The organism is Frankia sp. CeD (assembly GCF_000732115.1).
GTDB lineage: Bacteria > Actinomycetota > Actinomycetes > Frankiales > Frankiaceae > Frankia > Frankia casuarinae.
In genome coordinates this window covers 48,835-61,845 of record NZ_JPGU01000007.1, presented here as the reverse complement: position 1 = coordinate 61,845, position 13,011 = coordinate 48,835, and the positions used below count along the sequence as shown (strand labels likewise).

The window sequence follows — 13,011 nt, the reverse complement described above, 5'->3', positions numbered from 1 at the left end:
ACAAACAGCCCACTGAACAGGCAGGGAACGAACGAGGAACGGGCGCGGCTACTGGGCCGGCGGTCCGACCAGCAGGCCCTTGATATATGCGGCGTGCTCGTCGGCCACTGCCTTCCTGCCCCGGGCCCGAGAGAGCACCGTACGCCCGGCGTAGCCGGCGACGAGCATCGAGCGCATCACGTTCACCCGAGCCGGCGCATTGTGCTTACGCAGATAACGCACCATGGACGCACCGCGCATCTGCAGCATCCATGTCTTACCGGCCCCGGAACCTCCCGCCCCGTNGGGTACCAGCAGATCGGTGCGCAGCTTCTGCCGCAGCCCCGCCTCACGGATCGCCCGGCCGAGCGCCATGTCCTCGTTGTAGACGTAGAACGTCTCATCAAAGGCGCCCAGTTCGAGGAAGGTGGACCGACGGACGGCCATGCAGGCGCCGGTCAGCCACTCGGGGTTCATCGGGCGGCCCGGTGTCGGCCGGGCGAACAGCGCCGAGCTCGGCGCCACCTTGTGCGCTCCCAGCACGTGCAGCAGCACCCGGCGAGGCGTCGGCTCCCAGCCGCCGTTACCGAGCTCGGGCTTGTCGTCGTGCCCCTTCATGGTGGCCGCGCTGGTCACCAGTTCGGGATCGGCGATGAGGTCGTCGACCAGCGTGTCGATGACCTCCACGGTGGGCCGGCTGTCCGGGTTGCCGAGCACCACGTACTCGTAGCGCGACGAACGGATGCCCATGTTGGCGGCCTTCGCGAATCCCTTGCCGCCACCGGAGTCGAGGTAACGGCTGTTGGGCCGGTCCGCGATCAGCTCGTCAACGCGGTCGACGCCCTCCGCGTTATCGATGATCACAACCGGCATGTCCAACGGAAGGGTCGCGAAGAGCTGCTCGAGCTGGCCACGGCTGTGAAAACTGACCAGTACCAGCTCGTACTGCCACCTGGACCGGTTGGACTTCTCGACGGACATGGCGGCACGCTCCTCACTGCGTGTGCTGACGCGCACTCAGGTGGATATCCACGCCTCGTGCGGTGTTGCGGTGTCGCGCCACACGGTATTCCCACCCCACGGCGGGNGGNATTTCGATAGGCGTAGCCGGTGACGGGCCGCGGNGGGTTCTCCGGTCGAGGCCGGTCCCGGCCGGCGTCAGCGGCGTCAGTTGCCGGAGCAGGTCAGTTGCCGGAGCAGGTCAGTTGCCGGCCGGGGCCAACTCGGTCGGCGGGCCAGGCGGCGTCGTCTGCCCCGGTGGCAGGACCGACCCCGGGGGCGCCGGTGACGTCGCGGAGGCCACGGCCGGCCGCTCCGGCTTGGGCCAGACGGCGGGCCGGTCCCGGGCCACAAAGCGCCGCACCCCGCCGAGCGCGACGGCCTGCAGGAAGAAGACCTGCGCGACCAGGCGGGTCGGACCGGGCGGCGTGCGCCCGGTCAGCAGCGCCGCGGTACTCACAGCGCCGACGGCGTTGCCGGCCAGGAACAGCCGGGCAATCCAGCTCCGGCGGGCGGCCGGGAGGGCGAGCCCCACCAGGACGACCTGCGCCAACGGGCCGAATGACGAGCGGACCAGCCGGTGGCCCCACAGTTGCGGGGTGACCGGCAGCGCGCCGGGCACCAGCGCCGCCCGGCGCCGCCAGAGCATGTCGAGGTTGCCAGCGACGATCCGGGTCCGCCGCTCCCACTCCGCCGAGTAGTCCGGGCTCGACGACTCGATCGAGTACGCCTCGGGTTCGTAGACGACCCGCAGCCCCCCTTCGAGGATGTCGAGAGCCAGCCAGNCATCGTCGACGGCCACGTCCGCGGGCAGGGGCCGAAACGCCTGGCGGCGGAAGGCCAGCATCTCGCCGACCACGCCGATGGTCGCCCCGGTCGCCGACTCGCGGCGCTTCAGCCAGGACTCGAACTTCCAGTAGAAGCCCTGGGCGCCGTCGGGATCGTCAACCTGCTTCTCCCCCGCCACCGCGCCGACCGTCTCGTCGGTGAAATGACGGGCGGCTGCCCGCAGGGCACCGGGCGCGAGCACAGCGTTCGCATCGGTGAGCACCACGAGCTCGTGGGTGGCGGCGGCGACTCCCCGGTTGACCGCCCGCGCCTTGCCGAGGCGTTCCCCGGACGACAGCACCCGCACGCCGGGCCGGCGCGAGGCCTCGGCCGTCTCCGGATCGTCGGCCACGACGATGATCTCCATCGGCCCGGGATAGTCCGCGCGGGTGAGTTCATCCAGTTTCGCCCCGATCACCGCCGACTCCCGATAGGCGGAGACGACCACGCTCAGTCCCGGCCAGATCTCAGGGTCCGGCGGTGCCGTCGACTCCAGACCACGGCTGCGCAATCCGATATAGATCGGATACAAGACGTGACCGTAAACGGTTGTGGCTCCCAGCGCCGCCACGGCGGCACCTCGACCGATGGTCCGGACACCTGTCATGGCGGTTACCGTAGCGTTCCGCCGGTCAGCCACAACCAACGGCTCCGTCCTTTGCGGTACGGCGCCATTGACGCCATGACGCCATGACGCCGCGCAGCCGTGACACCCGCACCGCGCCAAAGTCGTCCCGCGGAATCGGATGGACCCCCGGCGGGCCTGCGCGCACCTCGACCCCACCCTCACCTCACCTCACCTCACCTCACGACACTCTTGTCATCTACCTGGAACTGTCCGCGACACCCCGCGCGAGTACCGAGCCCGCAGTCGTTACCCGACCCCACGGTCGTTACAGTTGTCCGGTGAGCGACTCCACACGCTGGATCGTCGTTGTCGAGGAACCGTTTCTCCCGGCGGACGCGGGCGGCCGGGTGGAGACCTTCAGCTTCCTCACCGCGGCTTCCGCGGCCGGCGTTCGGATGCAGGTCCTGGTGCCTTCCCGGGAGAACCTGGATATCGCCGTGTACGAGGAGGCCGTGCCGGGTTCGGCCGTCATCCGGCTGCCTCGTGACGACAGCCCACGGGCACACCTGACGGCCCGGCCATTCATGCACGCATCCCGGCCGGCCGGTCCGTTGCGCCGCGCGCTGGAGTCGACACCGCCACGGGCCGACGCCGTGATCAGTTACAGCTGCCGGACGTCGCATCTCGGCGAGGAGGTCGCCCGGATCTGGAAGCTGCCGCATCTGGTGCGCGCGCACAACGTCGACTCGGAGTTCTTCCGGGTGCTGGCCCGCAACAGCTCGGGGCCGCGCGCCGTCGCCTACGAGCTGGAGTATCACAAACTGCGGCTGGCGGAGCTTTCGATGCACCACTCTCCGCTCATCACCTGCATCGCGGACATCTCGCTGGAAGACCACAACTGGCGGCGTACGCGGGCGAGCATCCCAACGTTCCACCTGCCGCCGTTCCTGCCCGTCGGCGCCCTCACCGCACCGACGGGCACCGGGTCGGCCGGTACCGAGCCGGCCCCGCCGGGCCGGAAGCCGGCGCCTCGGGACAGCGCCGGCAAAAAGCTGATCTTTGTCGGCTCGCTGGACACCCCGACCAACATCGAAGCCCTGCGCTGGTTCCTCGGCGGCTGCTGGCCGACGATCCGGGTCCGCCATCCCGACGCGACCTTCCAGGTGGTGGGGCGGCGTCCGGAGGAGGGCCTGGCGGCATGGCTCGGTGGCTTCGAGGGCGTGGAGTTGCACACCGACGTGCCGAGCGTCGCCGGTTACCTCGCCACCGCCACCCTGTCGGTGAACCCGATGCGTTCGGGATCCGGCGTGAACATCAAGGCGATCGAGGCAATGGCGGCGGGAACGCCGGTCGTGAGCACACCCACCGGCAGCCGCGGCCTCGGCTGGACGCCCGGTACCCACCTCCTCGTCGCCGAGGACGCGGGCGCCTTCGCCGACGCCGCCTGCAGCCTGCTGGAACAGCCCTGGAAGGCGGCCGAGATCGGAACAGCCGGCCAGGCCTACGTGCTACAGGAACTCGACCACACGGCGCTCATCGGTCGCATCCAGGAACATCTGACGCCAGCCTGAGTCCCTGCCCGCCGGGCCTCACCGAGCCGACGGAGCAGACCGGTGGGCGGAAGACCGGTGGGCGGGAGACATATCAGAAGGTGAGCATCACCTTGCGGGCGTCGAACGCCTCCGCGTAGCGCGTCCCGCACTCTACGCCGCGCAGCCGCAGGGTCGCGCGGAAGGTCTCGTCGTCGAACCAGGCGCGGTCCTGCTGGCTGCGGAAATGACGTTTGAGATGATCGAGTTTTGCCCCGACCGTCTCCTCGAGGATCGGGACGTACAGGCTGGGGGACAGCCGGTCAGCCTCCCATTTCGGGATCTCGTAGCCGAGGATGAGCGCCCCGCGAAAGGCCTGCCACGCCAGCTCGCCGAGCACCCGGTGATCCTGGTGGGCATCCGCGAGCGCCGGGGCGAACACGATGTCCGGGGTGACCTGGCGGGCGATCTGCAGCAGGACCTCCTTGACCCCGCTCCACTCCCGCGGGAGGAAACCGTCCCGGACCTCGTGCAGGTGCAGCGAACCGAGCGAGGAGCCGAGCAGTTCACGCGCGCTCTCCTCCGCCTCCGAGCCGCGCTCGCCCTCGCCCGAGAAGACCACCCAGTGCACGGTGGCCTCCGGATGGGCGGCCAGCAACTGCATGATCGTGGCAGCGGCGCCGATCTCCACGTCGTCCGCATGTGCCCCGAGGGCCACGACGCTGTACGCCCGCCCATCGGCCGGCGGGCCCGCCGTCAACGCCAGCATCCGGCACTCCTCCGCGCTCGCCCGCCCTTTCTCTCCCCCTCATGCCAGTGCACGAAGCCTCCGCTCCCCGGTTCCCCGGCAACCGGCCATGCCGTTGACCTTTCGCATCCATGCCAACACTTGAAGTAGCCAAGCACCCGGAGTGCCCGCCGGACCGGCAGAAACACGCGGCGTCCGTCGAGCGGTTCAGAGCAACGCGTGATAGCGGTTCTGCGCGGGCTCCAGACCGTCGGCGATGAGCATCTCGACCGAGTCGGCCGCGTGTTCGAGCAGGAGGGGCAGCTCACGGCGTTCGGTCGAGGTGAAGTCCCGCAGCACGAAGTCGGCCGGATCCATCCGGCCGGGCGGACGGCCGATGCCGACCCGGACCCGCAGATAGTCCCGCGTCCCGAGCGCTGAGGAGATGGACCGCAGACCGTTGTGGCCGTTGTCCCCACCGCCGCGTTTGAGCCGCACTGCCCCGAAGGGGATGTCAAGCTCATCGTGCACCACGATGAGCCGGGAGACCTCGACCTTGTAGAAGCTCCGGGCCGCCGCGACAGGNCCGCCGGAGAGATTCATGAAGGAGAGCGGACGGGCAAGGACCGCCCGCGCCCCGGCCAGGCGGGTCTCTGCGACATCGGCCCGGGAACGGTGCGACTTCAGCCGTGACCCGGTCCGCTCGGCGAGCAGGTCCACGACCATGAAGCCGGCGTTGTGCCGATTCCCGGCATAGGTCGGTCCGGGATTGCCGAGACCGGCGACGAGCCAGGGCCCATCGCCGGTCGGGGTGATCATCATCGGCAGGCGACATCGGCGATGGAGCGGATCCGCCTAGACGGACGCGCTCGCGACGCCGGCCTCCTCCGCCACCGGAGTCTCGCCGAGCGAGGCCTCCTGCTGGGCGTTCGTCCGCTTGGCCAGGCACTGCACGACGACCAGGTCGGGATCGGCGTCGAGCTCGGAGCCGGCCGGCAGGACCAGCTGGCGGGCGAGAATGCTCGTACCTGGCTCGAGCCCGGTGATATCGACCTCGATCGGGCCGGGCAGCCGGGTGGCGTCGGCCTTCACCGCGATCGTGGTGACCTGCTGGTCGACCAGGGTGTCCGGGTGTGGTTCCCCGATCACCTGCACGGGGATGTCGGCCACGACCTTCTCGCCCCGGGCCACGAGCACGAGGTCGATGTGCTCGAAGCTGCCCTTGATCGGGTGGCGCTGGACGTCCTTCGCGAGCGCGAGTTCGGTCCCCTCGGCCAGTTCGAGCGTCAACAGGACGTTCGTGCCGGCGTCGGTCTTGAAGGCGTGGAGGAGGTCGTGTGCGGGCAGCGCGATGTGACGCGGCGGCTTACCGTGACCATAGAGAACAGCCGGGACCTTGCCGGCCCGACGGGTGCGACGAGCCCCGCCCTTACCGAACTCGGTGCGCGGCTCCGCGGCGATGCGGACCTCGGACATGGCGGCGCTCATCCTTTCCTAAACTGGGGATCCGGCGCCGGAGGGCGGTGGAACCACCGCGGCGCGGTCCTTCACAGTACCGGACGCGCCATGGCATGGGGGAAACGACCCCGTTCTGTCAAGCCCCTGGGTGCGTCGCGGCCTTGGTCACCCTGCCCGGTCACGCCGGGCCGCACCTCAGCGCACCTGCGGCCGGATGGTGGCAGCGGGGCGGACCTCCACCTTGGCGGGTAGCCGCGGACGACCGACCGCGGTCCGGGCTCGATGGAGCACCGGGCCACGGATGTCGTCGAGCACGCCGGCGACCCCCGGCCCCGGGACAACGGTGACCGCGATCTCCAGCACGGGTTCCCGCCGGCCGCGCAGCACCGCCCGCACCGCCTCGACGCCCACGATCCCGAGCACGTCGTCCTCGACGGCGTCGGTCAGTGCCGCGGCGGACAAATGGACACCGCCGAGCGCATCATCCGTCACGTAGAGTCCACGACGCCGCGCCGCCAGCGCCGTCTGCGCCCGAAGCCACCCGAGGGCGAGCAGGACGACCAGCCCGGAACCGATCCCCACGACGAGCCAGAACCAGGCGTGGGAGGTCGGGTAGGAACGGGTGTCGGCGTCGAGCACCGCCTCGTCGGCGACGTCGTTTCCGAACGCACCGGCCCCCACCAGCAACGCGAGAACACCGGCCGCGAGGCAGAGCAACCCGATTCCGACCAGGGCGACCCGGTTGAGGCGGTCGGGCGGCGGCTCGGACAGCCCGGCCGGCCTCCCGCCGGGCTCCGCGGGNACCCCGCCACCCGCCGAGCGGCCCTCGGCGGCCTGCCCGCCCGCTGCCCGCGTCTCGGTCATGCCGCACCGCCAGCGGCCCGGTCCGCCCCGTTGACGGTCCGGTCCGCGGCCGGCGGGGTCGCCTGGATGCGCAGCTCGAGCGGCTCAGCCAGCTCGAAGGAGACAAGCGTAGAGGCCAGGACGGCACCCGCGCGCTCCCGCGCGCCACCGGCGACACGCTGCCGAAGGCGCAGGCGGACGTCGGCGGTCCGGTCACGGACCCGAACCCGGGCGGCCCGCACCCCGTCGACGGTCAGGGCTGCGGAGCGCAGCGCCCGCGCAACCCCTCGCCGCTCGACGAAGACAATGGTCTGCGCGCAGCCGCGCCGCACGGCGAGTCGGGACGGCGTTCCGCGCCGCGCTCCGAGCCAGATCAGCAGCAGGCCAACTAGAACGCAGACCCCCGCGGCCAGTCGGACCGGCCCGGAGGACCAGGCCGTGTCCGCCAGGTCGTCCGCCCACGCCGGCCAGTCGACCACGACGTAGCCCCTGCCACCGCCGGCCGCGGCCACGATCTCGATGACGGTGATGACCCCGGCGGCCACGATCAGCGCGGCGAGCAGTCCGGCGACGATCCTGCGCCCCACCCGCACGGCACCCTCCCCTCACCGAGCCCAACCTTGTCTGTTACCCGTGGTCTGTTACCCGTGGTCTGTTACCCGTGGTCTGAACGCGAACCGGAGGGACAGAAGAGGGCCGCTACCCATCGGAGGGCAGCGACGGGATATCGATGTCCAGATGTGCCACGCGCACACCCGTGAGCGCCGCGACCCGGTCCCGCACCTCGCAACGGACCAGCTCGGCCGTCTCCGTGACCGGGATCGGGTAACGCACGGAGAACGACATCGTCAGTCGGGCGGTGGCTNCCTCCATCTTCGCCGAGACCCGTGGCCGCCCGGCACGCCCACGACGCCGCGCGCCGCCATGGCGCGGGAATCCGCGTGGCGGTCCGGTAACGCCGACGACATCCGCCGCCGCCATGGCCGCGATCTTCTCGACAACCCGGTCCGCCACCCGCAGGGAACCGGCCCCCGCCCGCCTACCCGCGGGACGGCCCGGTCGCGCACGCTCCCTCTCGTTCACCGCCGCCCCCGACGCCGGTCACCGCCCACATAACGGGTGATATCGAGATCACCATCCACCACCTTGCCGATGACCAGCCCTATCGCACCGAAGACCAGCACGATCAGAAACTCGCTGAAGCCCCCGAAGGCGAGGGCGAGTCCGGCGATCAGACCGATGATCAGGCCAAGCGCGCTCGATCGCATGTGGCTCTTCCCCTTTCCTGGCCCATCCAGCCCGGCCCCGTCCAGCCCGGCCCCGTCCAGCCCGGCCGCAGTACCCGGTCCGCCCCTCTGGACCGGCAGATCGAGGGGCATCCCGCGTGATCGTCACATGGAACCGAGCCCGGGGTGCGGTCCCGCGGACCCGGTGTCGCCTCAGCGCACCCGAGGACCACGGCCGGGGCCGAACCGCGCCCGGCGGTGCGACCACCACCGACGCGTGGAGTCGGAACAGCGGCGCCCGCGACCGCGAACCCAGGCGAACAGGATGTCCGCGGCGTTGGGCCGGTGATGGGTGGTGAGGCGGACACCCGGAACACCCGGCCCGTCCGGCCCATCCGGCGTGGATCGCAGGGCCCGCAGGCCGGCGGCGAACGCCTGTGGATCACCTCCCCGATCCGGATGGTGCGTGCGGATGAACGCGCGGATCTCGGCCCTGCGTCGGGCGGCGTCGAGCTGGCGTCGGGATGACTCCTGCCGCCGATCGGAGGTCACGGCACCCCCATCTCCGGCACCCCCATCTCCGGCACCCCCGCACCCGGCACCCCCGAACGGGGCGTCCCCGAACGGGGCGTCCCCGGACCGACTACCGCCGCGTCCGGCCCCTGCGGACACGACAGGTCCGGATCCGGAATTGCCAGATCACGGATGACGACGTCGACCCGGGGACAGCCGGGTTCGACCACCAGCACCGCGGCGCGCACCCGGGCGGCGAGCTCACCGAGCCGTTCCCCGTACCGGCACACGATCTGCACCAGGATCCCGTCCGGCCGTACCCGTACCCCCTCCNCCCGGCGGCCCGGAAGGTAGGTCGCGACCTCGGCCGCGGCACCCGCCCCGCCGTCCGGAACACGGTGACGATCCTTGTGCCGGACCGGCGCGCCGATGAGCCGGACGACACCGGGACAGGACAGCACGGTCCGGGCCACGGCATCCGGGTTCCAGGCGAACCCGCTCACCGGCCCGGCCGCTGTCGGGTTCGTGCTCATTCGACCCGCCGCGGCTCTTCCGACTCCTCCTCGCCGATGTAGACGTCGTCGATCGCGATGTTCACCTCGGTGACCTCCAGGCCCGTCATTCCCTCCACAGAGGTGACGACGTTGTGCCGGATCGAGTGGGACAGATCCACGATGGAGACCCCGTAGTCGCAGACGACGTCGAGGTCGATCGCGGCCTGCCGTTCCCCGACCTCCACCGCGACCCCCTGGGAGACGCTGGCCGACGCGCCGGGGATGCGGGCCCGGAACGAACCCATCGCGCGGGCCCCGCTCGAGCCCAGGTTGTGTACCCCGGAGACCTCGCGTGCCGCGACACCGGCGATCTTGCTGACGACGGCGTCCGCGATCGACGTCCGGCCCCGGCCGGTCACCAGCTCGGTGGATGTCTTGCGCTCCGGCACGGTGGTGCGACGCGCACCACCTGCGTCCGAGGCCTTCGCCTCGGGCCCGGCCGCGCTGGTTGTGGTGGTCATGGTGCTCCTTCCTGGCCNGCATCGTCGGAGCGCCCGAAGCGGTGGAAGGGGTCAGGTCCGACCAGGAGCGGGACGTCGAGGGACGATCCGTCCGGGCGCTCTCCGGTGCGGCCGTTCACGATCAGGGATACCCGAATTCTCCGGTCGGACAACAACCCGTTCCCGTCGGCACAGCTACGATCACTGAACGGAAGCGCGCATCGTCCCCGCCGCGTCGCCGGGGGCCGATTCGCTGCGTCCCTCGCGATCCTTCGCGGGCGGACGCTCATCCGCTCCCGGCGTGGGCGGATAGGTTTGGGTGCCGGCCGCCACCGAACGCCACGCCGCCCAGCGGGCGCGCGTGCGTCCGAGCGAAGGAGCATCCGCTGCCTCGATCCCACCCGGGTCCGCGCCGAAGCGTCGGAGCCGGCCCCGCCACCGTCACCGTGCGAGCCCCCGCCAAGGTCAACCTGCATCTCGGCGTCGGACCGCTCCGACCGGACGGCTACCACGACGTCATCACAGTGCTGCAGGCCGTCTCGCTGTTCGACGACGTCTCGGCGACGTCCGTCGATCCCCCGCGGTTCCACGACCCGGGGCCATCGACCACCGACGGGAACGGCGGGTCCGACGGGAACGGCGGGTTCGACGGGAACGGCCGGTCCAGCGGGGACATCGTCGTGACCGTCGAGGTGTCCGGGGAGGGCGCCGACCCGGCGTCGCTGGGTCCGGCGACGTCCACGCCGGAGGTCTCCATCGTCCCCACCGGCCGGGACAACATCGCCGTCCGGGCCGCTCACCTGGTTGCCGAGGCCGCGGGCATCACCTCGGAACGGGTTCATCTCACCCTGACGAAGGGCATCCCCGTCGCCGCGGGGATGGCCGGGGGCAGCGCCGACGCGGCGGCGGCGCTCGTCGCCTGCGACGCGCTCTGGCAGACCGGCCTGGACCGGGCGACCCTGACCCGACTCGCCGCCCAGCTCGGCAGCGACGTCCCGTTCCCCCTGGCCGGCGGCACCGCACTCGGCACCGGGCGCGGCGAGCAGCTCACCGACGTCCTGGCGACGGGCGAGTACTACTGGGTGTTCGCGCTCGCCGACGGCGGCCTGTCCACCCCCGCGGTCTACAAGGAGTTCGACCGGCTGACCGAGGGCAAACTGCGGACCGGCCCGACCCCCGCCGACGACGTGCTCGCCGCGCTGCGCACCGGCGACCCCGGCCAGCTCGGAGCCGCCCTGGTCAACGACCTGCAGCCGGCAGCGCTGCGGCTTCGGCCGTCCCTGCGCCGCGTCCTGGAGGCGGGCCGGGAGCTGGGAGCCGTCGGGGCGATCGTGAGCGGCTCCGGCCCGACCTGCGCCTTCCTCGCGGCCGGAGCGCAGGAGAGCATCGCGCTCGCGGCGAGCCTCGCCGGGATGGGGGTCGCCCGCGCGGTACGCCGGGCCTCCGGGCCGGCGAGCGGCGCCAGGATGGTGGAGGGAGCAGGCGAAGCGCCGTGAGCGCCGTCCTGGTCAGCCTCGAGAACGTCAACGCCGCGTTCGGCACCCGGACGTTGCTCGACCGGGTGAGCCTGGGGATCGGCGCCGGGGAACGGATCGGGGTCGTGGGGCGCAACGGGGCCGGGAAGTCCNCCCTGCTGCGGATCATCGCCGGCGAGGTGGCCCCGGACGCCGGCCGGGTCGTGCCCGCCGGTTCCACCCGGGTCGCCACCCTGGCGCAGGCAGACGTGCTCCCCGCCGAGCGCACCGTGCGCGAGATTGTCGTGGGCACCGTCGCTGAGCACGAGTGGGCGGCGGATCCCCGGCAGCGGGGCATCCTCGCCGGGCTCGGGCTGCTCGAACGGCTCGACGACCCGGTCGGACCGATGTCGGGCGGGGAACGCCGCCGGGTGGCGCTGGCCCGGCTCCTCGTCCAGGACACCGACCTGCTGATCCTGGACGAGCCGACGAACCACCTGGACGTCGAGGGGGTCGCCTGGCTCGCCCGGCATCTAGCCGGCTTCCGCGGTGGACTGCTCGTCGCGACCCACGACCGCTGGTTCCTCGACGAGGTGTGCGGACGGGTCTGGGAAGTCGTGGACGGGCGTGTCGACGCGTACGAGGGCGGCTACTCAGCGTACGTGCTCGCGCGGGCCGAACGCACCCGGCGGGCCGACGCCACCGAAGCCAGGCGCCAGAACCTGCTGCGTAAGGAACTCGCCTGGCTACGCCGCGGCCCGCCCGCCCGGACCAGTAAGCCGCGCTTCCGCATCGACGCCGCCAATGCGCTGATCGCCGACGAGCCGCCGCCCCGGGACACCATGGCGCTGCGCAGCTTCGCGGCATCCCGGCTGGGCAAGGACGTCTACGACGCCGAGCACATCACGGTCCGGATCGGGGACCGGACGTTGTTCGACGACGTCACCTGGCTGGTCGGACCGGGGGACCGGATCGNGCTGGTCGGTGTCAACGGAGCCGGCAAGACCACCCTGCTACGCGTGCTGCTGGGTGCGGTGACGCCGGAGGCCGGCCGGGTCCGGGTGGGGGCCAGCGTGCGACCGGCCCTGCTGTCCCAGGAGATTGCCGAACTACCGGCGTCGCTGCGGGCGCTGGAGGCCGTCGAACAGGTCGGGCAGGTCCTGGAGGTCGAGAAGGGCCGGGAACGGACCGCCGGCCAGTTACTCGAGCAGTTCGGCCTCCCGTCGTCACGGCAGTGGACGCGGGTCGGGGACCTCTCCGGCGGCGAACGCCGCCGGCTGCAGCTGCTGCGCCTGCTGATGGCCAGACCGAACGTGCTGCTCCTCGACGAGCCGACCAACGACCTCGACACCGACACCCTCACCGCGCTCGAGGACCTCCTCGACTCGTGGCCGGGCAGCCTGATCGTGGTCAGCCACGACCGCTATTTCCTCGAACGCACCTGCGACGTGACACTGGCGCTACTTGGCGACGGGCACCTGCGCATGCTGCCCGGCGGCATCGAGGAGTACCTCGCCCGGCGCGCGGCCGCCCGGCAGGACGCCGCGGCTCGGGCACCGTCATCCCGGGGTTCGTCGGCCGCCGGCTGCGGAGCGGGCGGACAGACCACCACCGTCGCCGAAGCCGGGCGGACAGGTGGGCCGCCCGTCCTGTCCGGGGGCGAGCTGCGCGCCGCCCGCAAGGAGCTGACCCGGCTCGAGCGCGCCCTGGATCGCCTGAGCCGACGCGAGCAGGAGCTGCATCACGAGCTGGCCGAGGCCGCGACGGATCACGAGCGTCTGCTGACGCTGGACGCCGAGCTGCGCGCCGTCGTCGCGGACAAGGACAGCACCGAGGAGGCCTGGCTCACCCTCGCCGCCGAGATCGAGGGTGGCTGACAAGCCACCGCCACCC

At 71.8% G+C, this 13,011-nt stretch carries 15 protein-coding genes; 3 read left to right on the top strand and 12 right to left on the bottom strand.

The genetic code is table 11. From position 1 onward, the window contains the following. Positions 1 to 48 precede the first annotated feature (48 nt). Positions 49 to 960: a glycosyltransferase gene (locus CED_RS06930; protein WP_035909313.1), complete on the bottom strand. Its 912-nt coding sequence runs from the start codon at positions 958 to 960 to the stop codon at positions 49 to 51. Between the two features lie 220 nt (positions 961 to 1,180). Next, positions 1,181 to 2,413 (bottom strand): glycosyltransferase family 2 protein, encoded by a 1,233-nt coding sequence (locus tag CED_RS06925; protein ID WP_084680718.1) that lies wholly within the window; start codon positions 2,411 to 2,413, stop codon positions 1,181 to 1,183. Between the two features lie 299 nt (positions 2,414 to 2,712). Between CED_RS06925 and CED_RS06920 the strand changes: the two genes are divergently transcribed. Further along, on the top strand, positions 2,713 to 3,945 hold the full coding sequence (locus tag CED_RS06920) for a glycosyltransferase (RefSeq protein ID WP_035909311.1): 1,233 nt from the start codon (positions 2,713 to 2,715) through the stop codon (positions 3,943 to 3,945). 73 nt (positions 3,946 to 4,018) lie between these two features. Here CED_RS06920 and CED_RS06915 read toward each other — a convergent pair whose 3' ends face one another. From CED_RS06915 to CED_RS06870, 10 genes are all read right to left on the bottom strand, one after another. Beyond that, entirely contained in the window at positions 4,019 to 4,672 is a 654-nt protein-coding gene (locus tag CED_RS06915) for a PIG-L deacetylase family protein (protein ID WP_011438324.1), read from the bottom strand. Positions 4,673 to 4,858: 186 nt separating this feature from the next. Beyond that, complete coding sequence (gene pth / locus CED_RS06910) at positions 4,859 to 5,452, bottom strand: aminoacyl-tRNA hydrolase (protein ID WP_011438325.1); 594 nt, start codon at positions 5,450 to 5,452, stop codon at positions 4,859 to 4,861. Positions 5,453 to 5,485: 33 nt separating this feature from the next. Continuing rightward, positions 5,486 to 6,106: a 50S ribosomal protein L25/general stress protein Ctc gene (locus CED_RS06905; RefSeq protein WP_035732506.1), complete on the bottom strand. Its 621-nt coding sequence runs from the start codon at positions 6,104 to 6,106 to the stop codon at positions 5,486 to 5,488. Positions 6,107 to 6,283: 177 nt separating this feature from the next. Beyond that, positions 6,284 to 6,952 (bottom strand): hypothetical protein, encoded by a 669-nt coding sequence (locus CED_RS06900; RefSeq protein WP_011438327.1) that lies wholly within the window; start codon positions 6,950 to 6,952, stop codon positions 6,284 to 6,286. Then, on the bottom strand, positions 6,949 to 7,524 hold the full coding sequence (locus tag CED_RS06895) for a DUF6286 domain-containing protein (protein ID WP_011438328.1): 576 nt from the start codon (positions 7,522 to 7,524) through the stop codon (positions 6,949 to 6,951). The genes CED_RS06900 and CED_RS06895 overlap by 4 nt, the downstream gene beginning before the upstream one ends. A 106-nt stretch (positions 7,525 to 7,630) precedes the next feature. Then, a complete protein-coding gene (locus CED_RS06890) occupies positions 7,631 to 8,014 on the bottom strand; it encodes an Asp23/Gls24 family envelope stress response protein (RefSeq protein ID WP_035909309.1) in 384 nt (127 codons plus the stop codon). Then, positions 8,011 to 8,199, bottom strand: coding sequence for a DUF2273 domain-containing protein (locus tag CED_RS06885; protein ID WP_035732549.1), 189 nt, complete (start codon positions 8,197 to 8,199; stop codon positions 8,011 to 8,013). The genes CED_RS06890 and CED_RS06885 overlap by 4 nt, the downstream gene beginning before the upstream one ends. 171 nt (positions 8,200 to 8,370) lie before the next feature. Continuing rightward, complete coding sequence (locus CED_RS25105) at positions 8,371 to 8,709, bottom strand: hypothetical protein (protein WP_049760994.1); 339 nt, start codon at positions 8,707 to 8,709, stop codon at positions 8,371 to 8,373. Next, the gene (locus CED_RS22260) at positions 8,706 to 9,203 is read right to left on the bottom strand and encodes a hypothetical protein (RefSeq protein ID WP_200875373.1); all 498 of its coding nucleotides are present in this window, start codon (positions 9,201 to 9,203) and stop codon (positions 8,706 to 8,708) included. The genes CED_RS25105 and CED_RS22260 overlap by 4 nt, the downstream gene beginning before the upstream one ends. Then, entirely contained in the window at positions 9,200 to 9,685 is a 486-nt protein-coding gene (locus tag CED_RS06870) for an Asp23/Gls24 family envelope stress response protein (RefSeq protein ID WP_011438331.1), read from the bottom strand. Before CED_RS06870 ends, CED_RS22260 begins: the two co-directional genes overlap by 4 nt. A 425-nt stretch (positions 9,686 to 10,110) precedes the next feature. Between CED_RS06870 and CED_RS06865 the strand changes: the two genes are divergently transcribed. Both CED_RS06865 and CED_RS06860 read left to right on the top strand, forming a co-directional pair. Beyond that, on the top strand, positions 10,111 to 11,160 hold the full coding sequence (locus CED_RS06865) for a 4-(cytidine 5'-diphospho)-2-C-methyl-D-erythritol kinase (RefSeq protein ID WP_023840058.1): 1,050 nt from the start codon (positions 10,111 to 10,113) through the stop codon (positions 11,158 to 11,160). Further along, entirely contained in the window at positions 11,157 to 12,995 is a 1,839-nt protein-coding gene (locus CED_RS06860; protein ID WP_035909307.1) for an ABC-F family ATP-binding cassette domain-containing protein, read from the top strand. The genes CED_RS06865 and CED_RS06860 overlap by 4 nt, the downstream gene beginning before the upstream one ends. Positions 12,996 to 13,011: the final 16 nt, after the last annotated feature.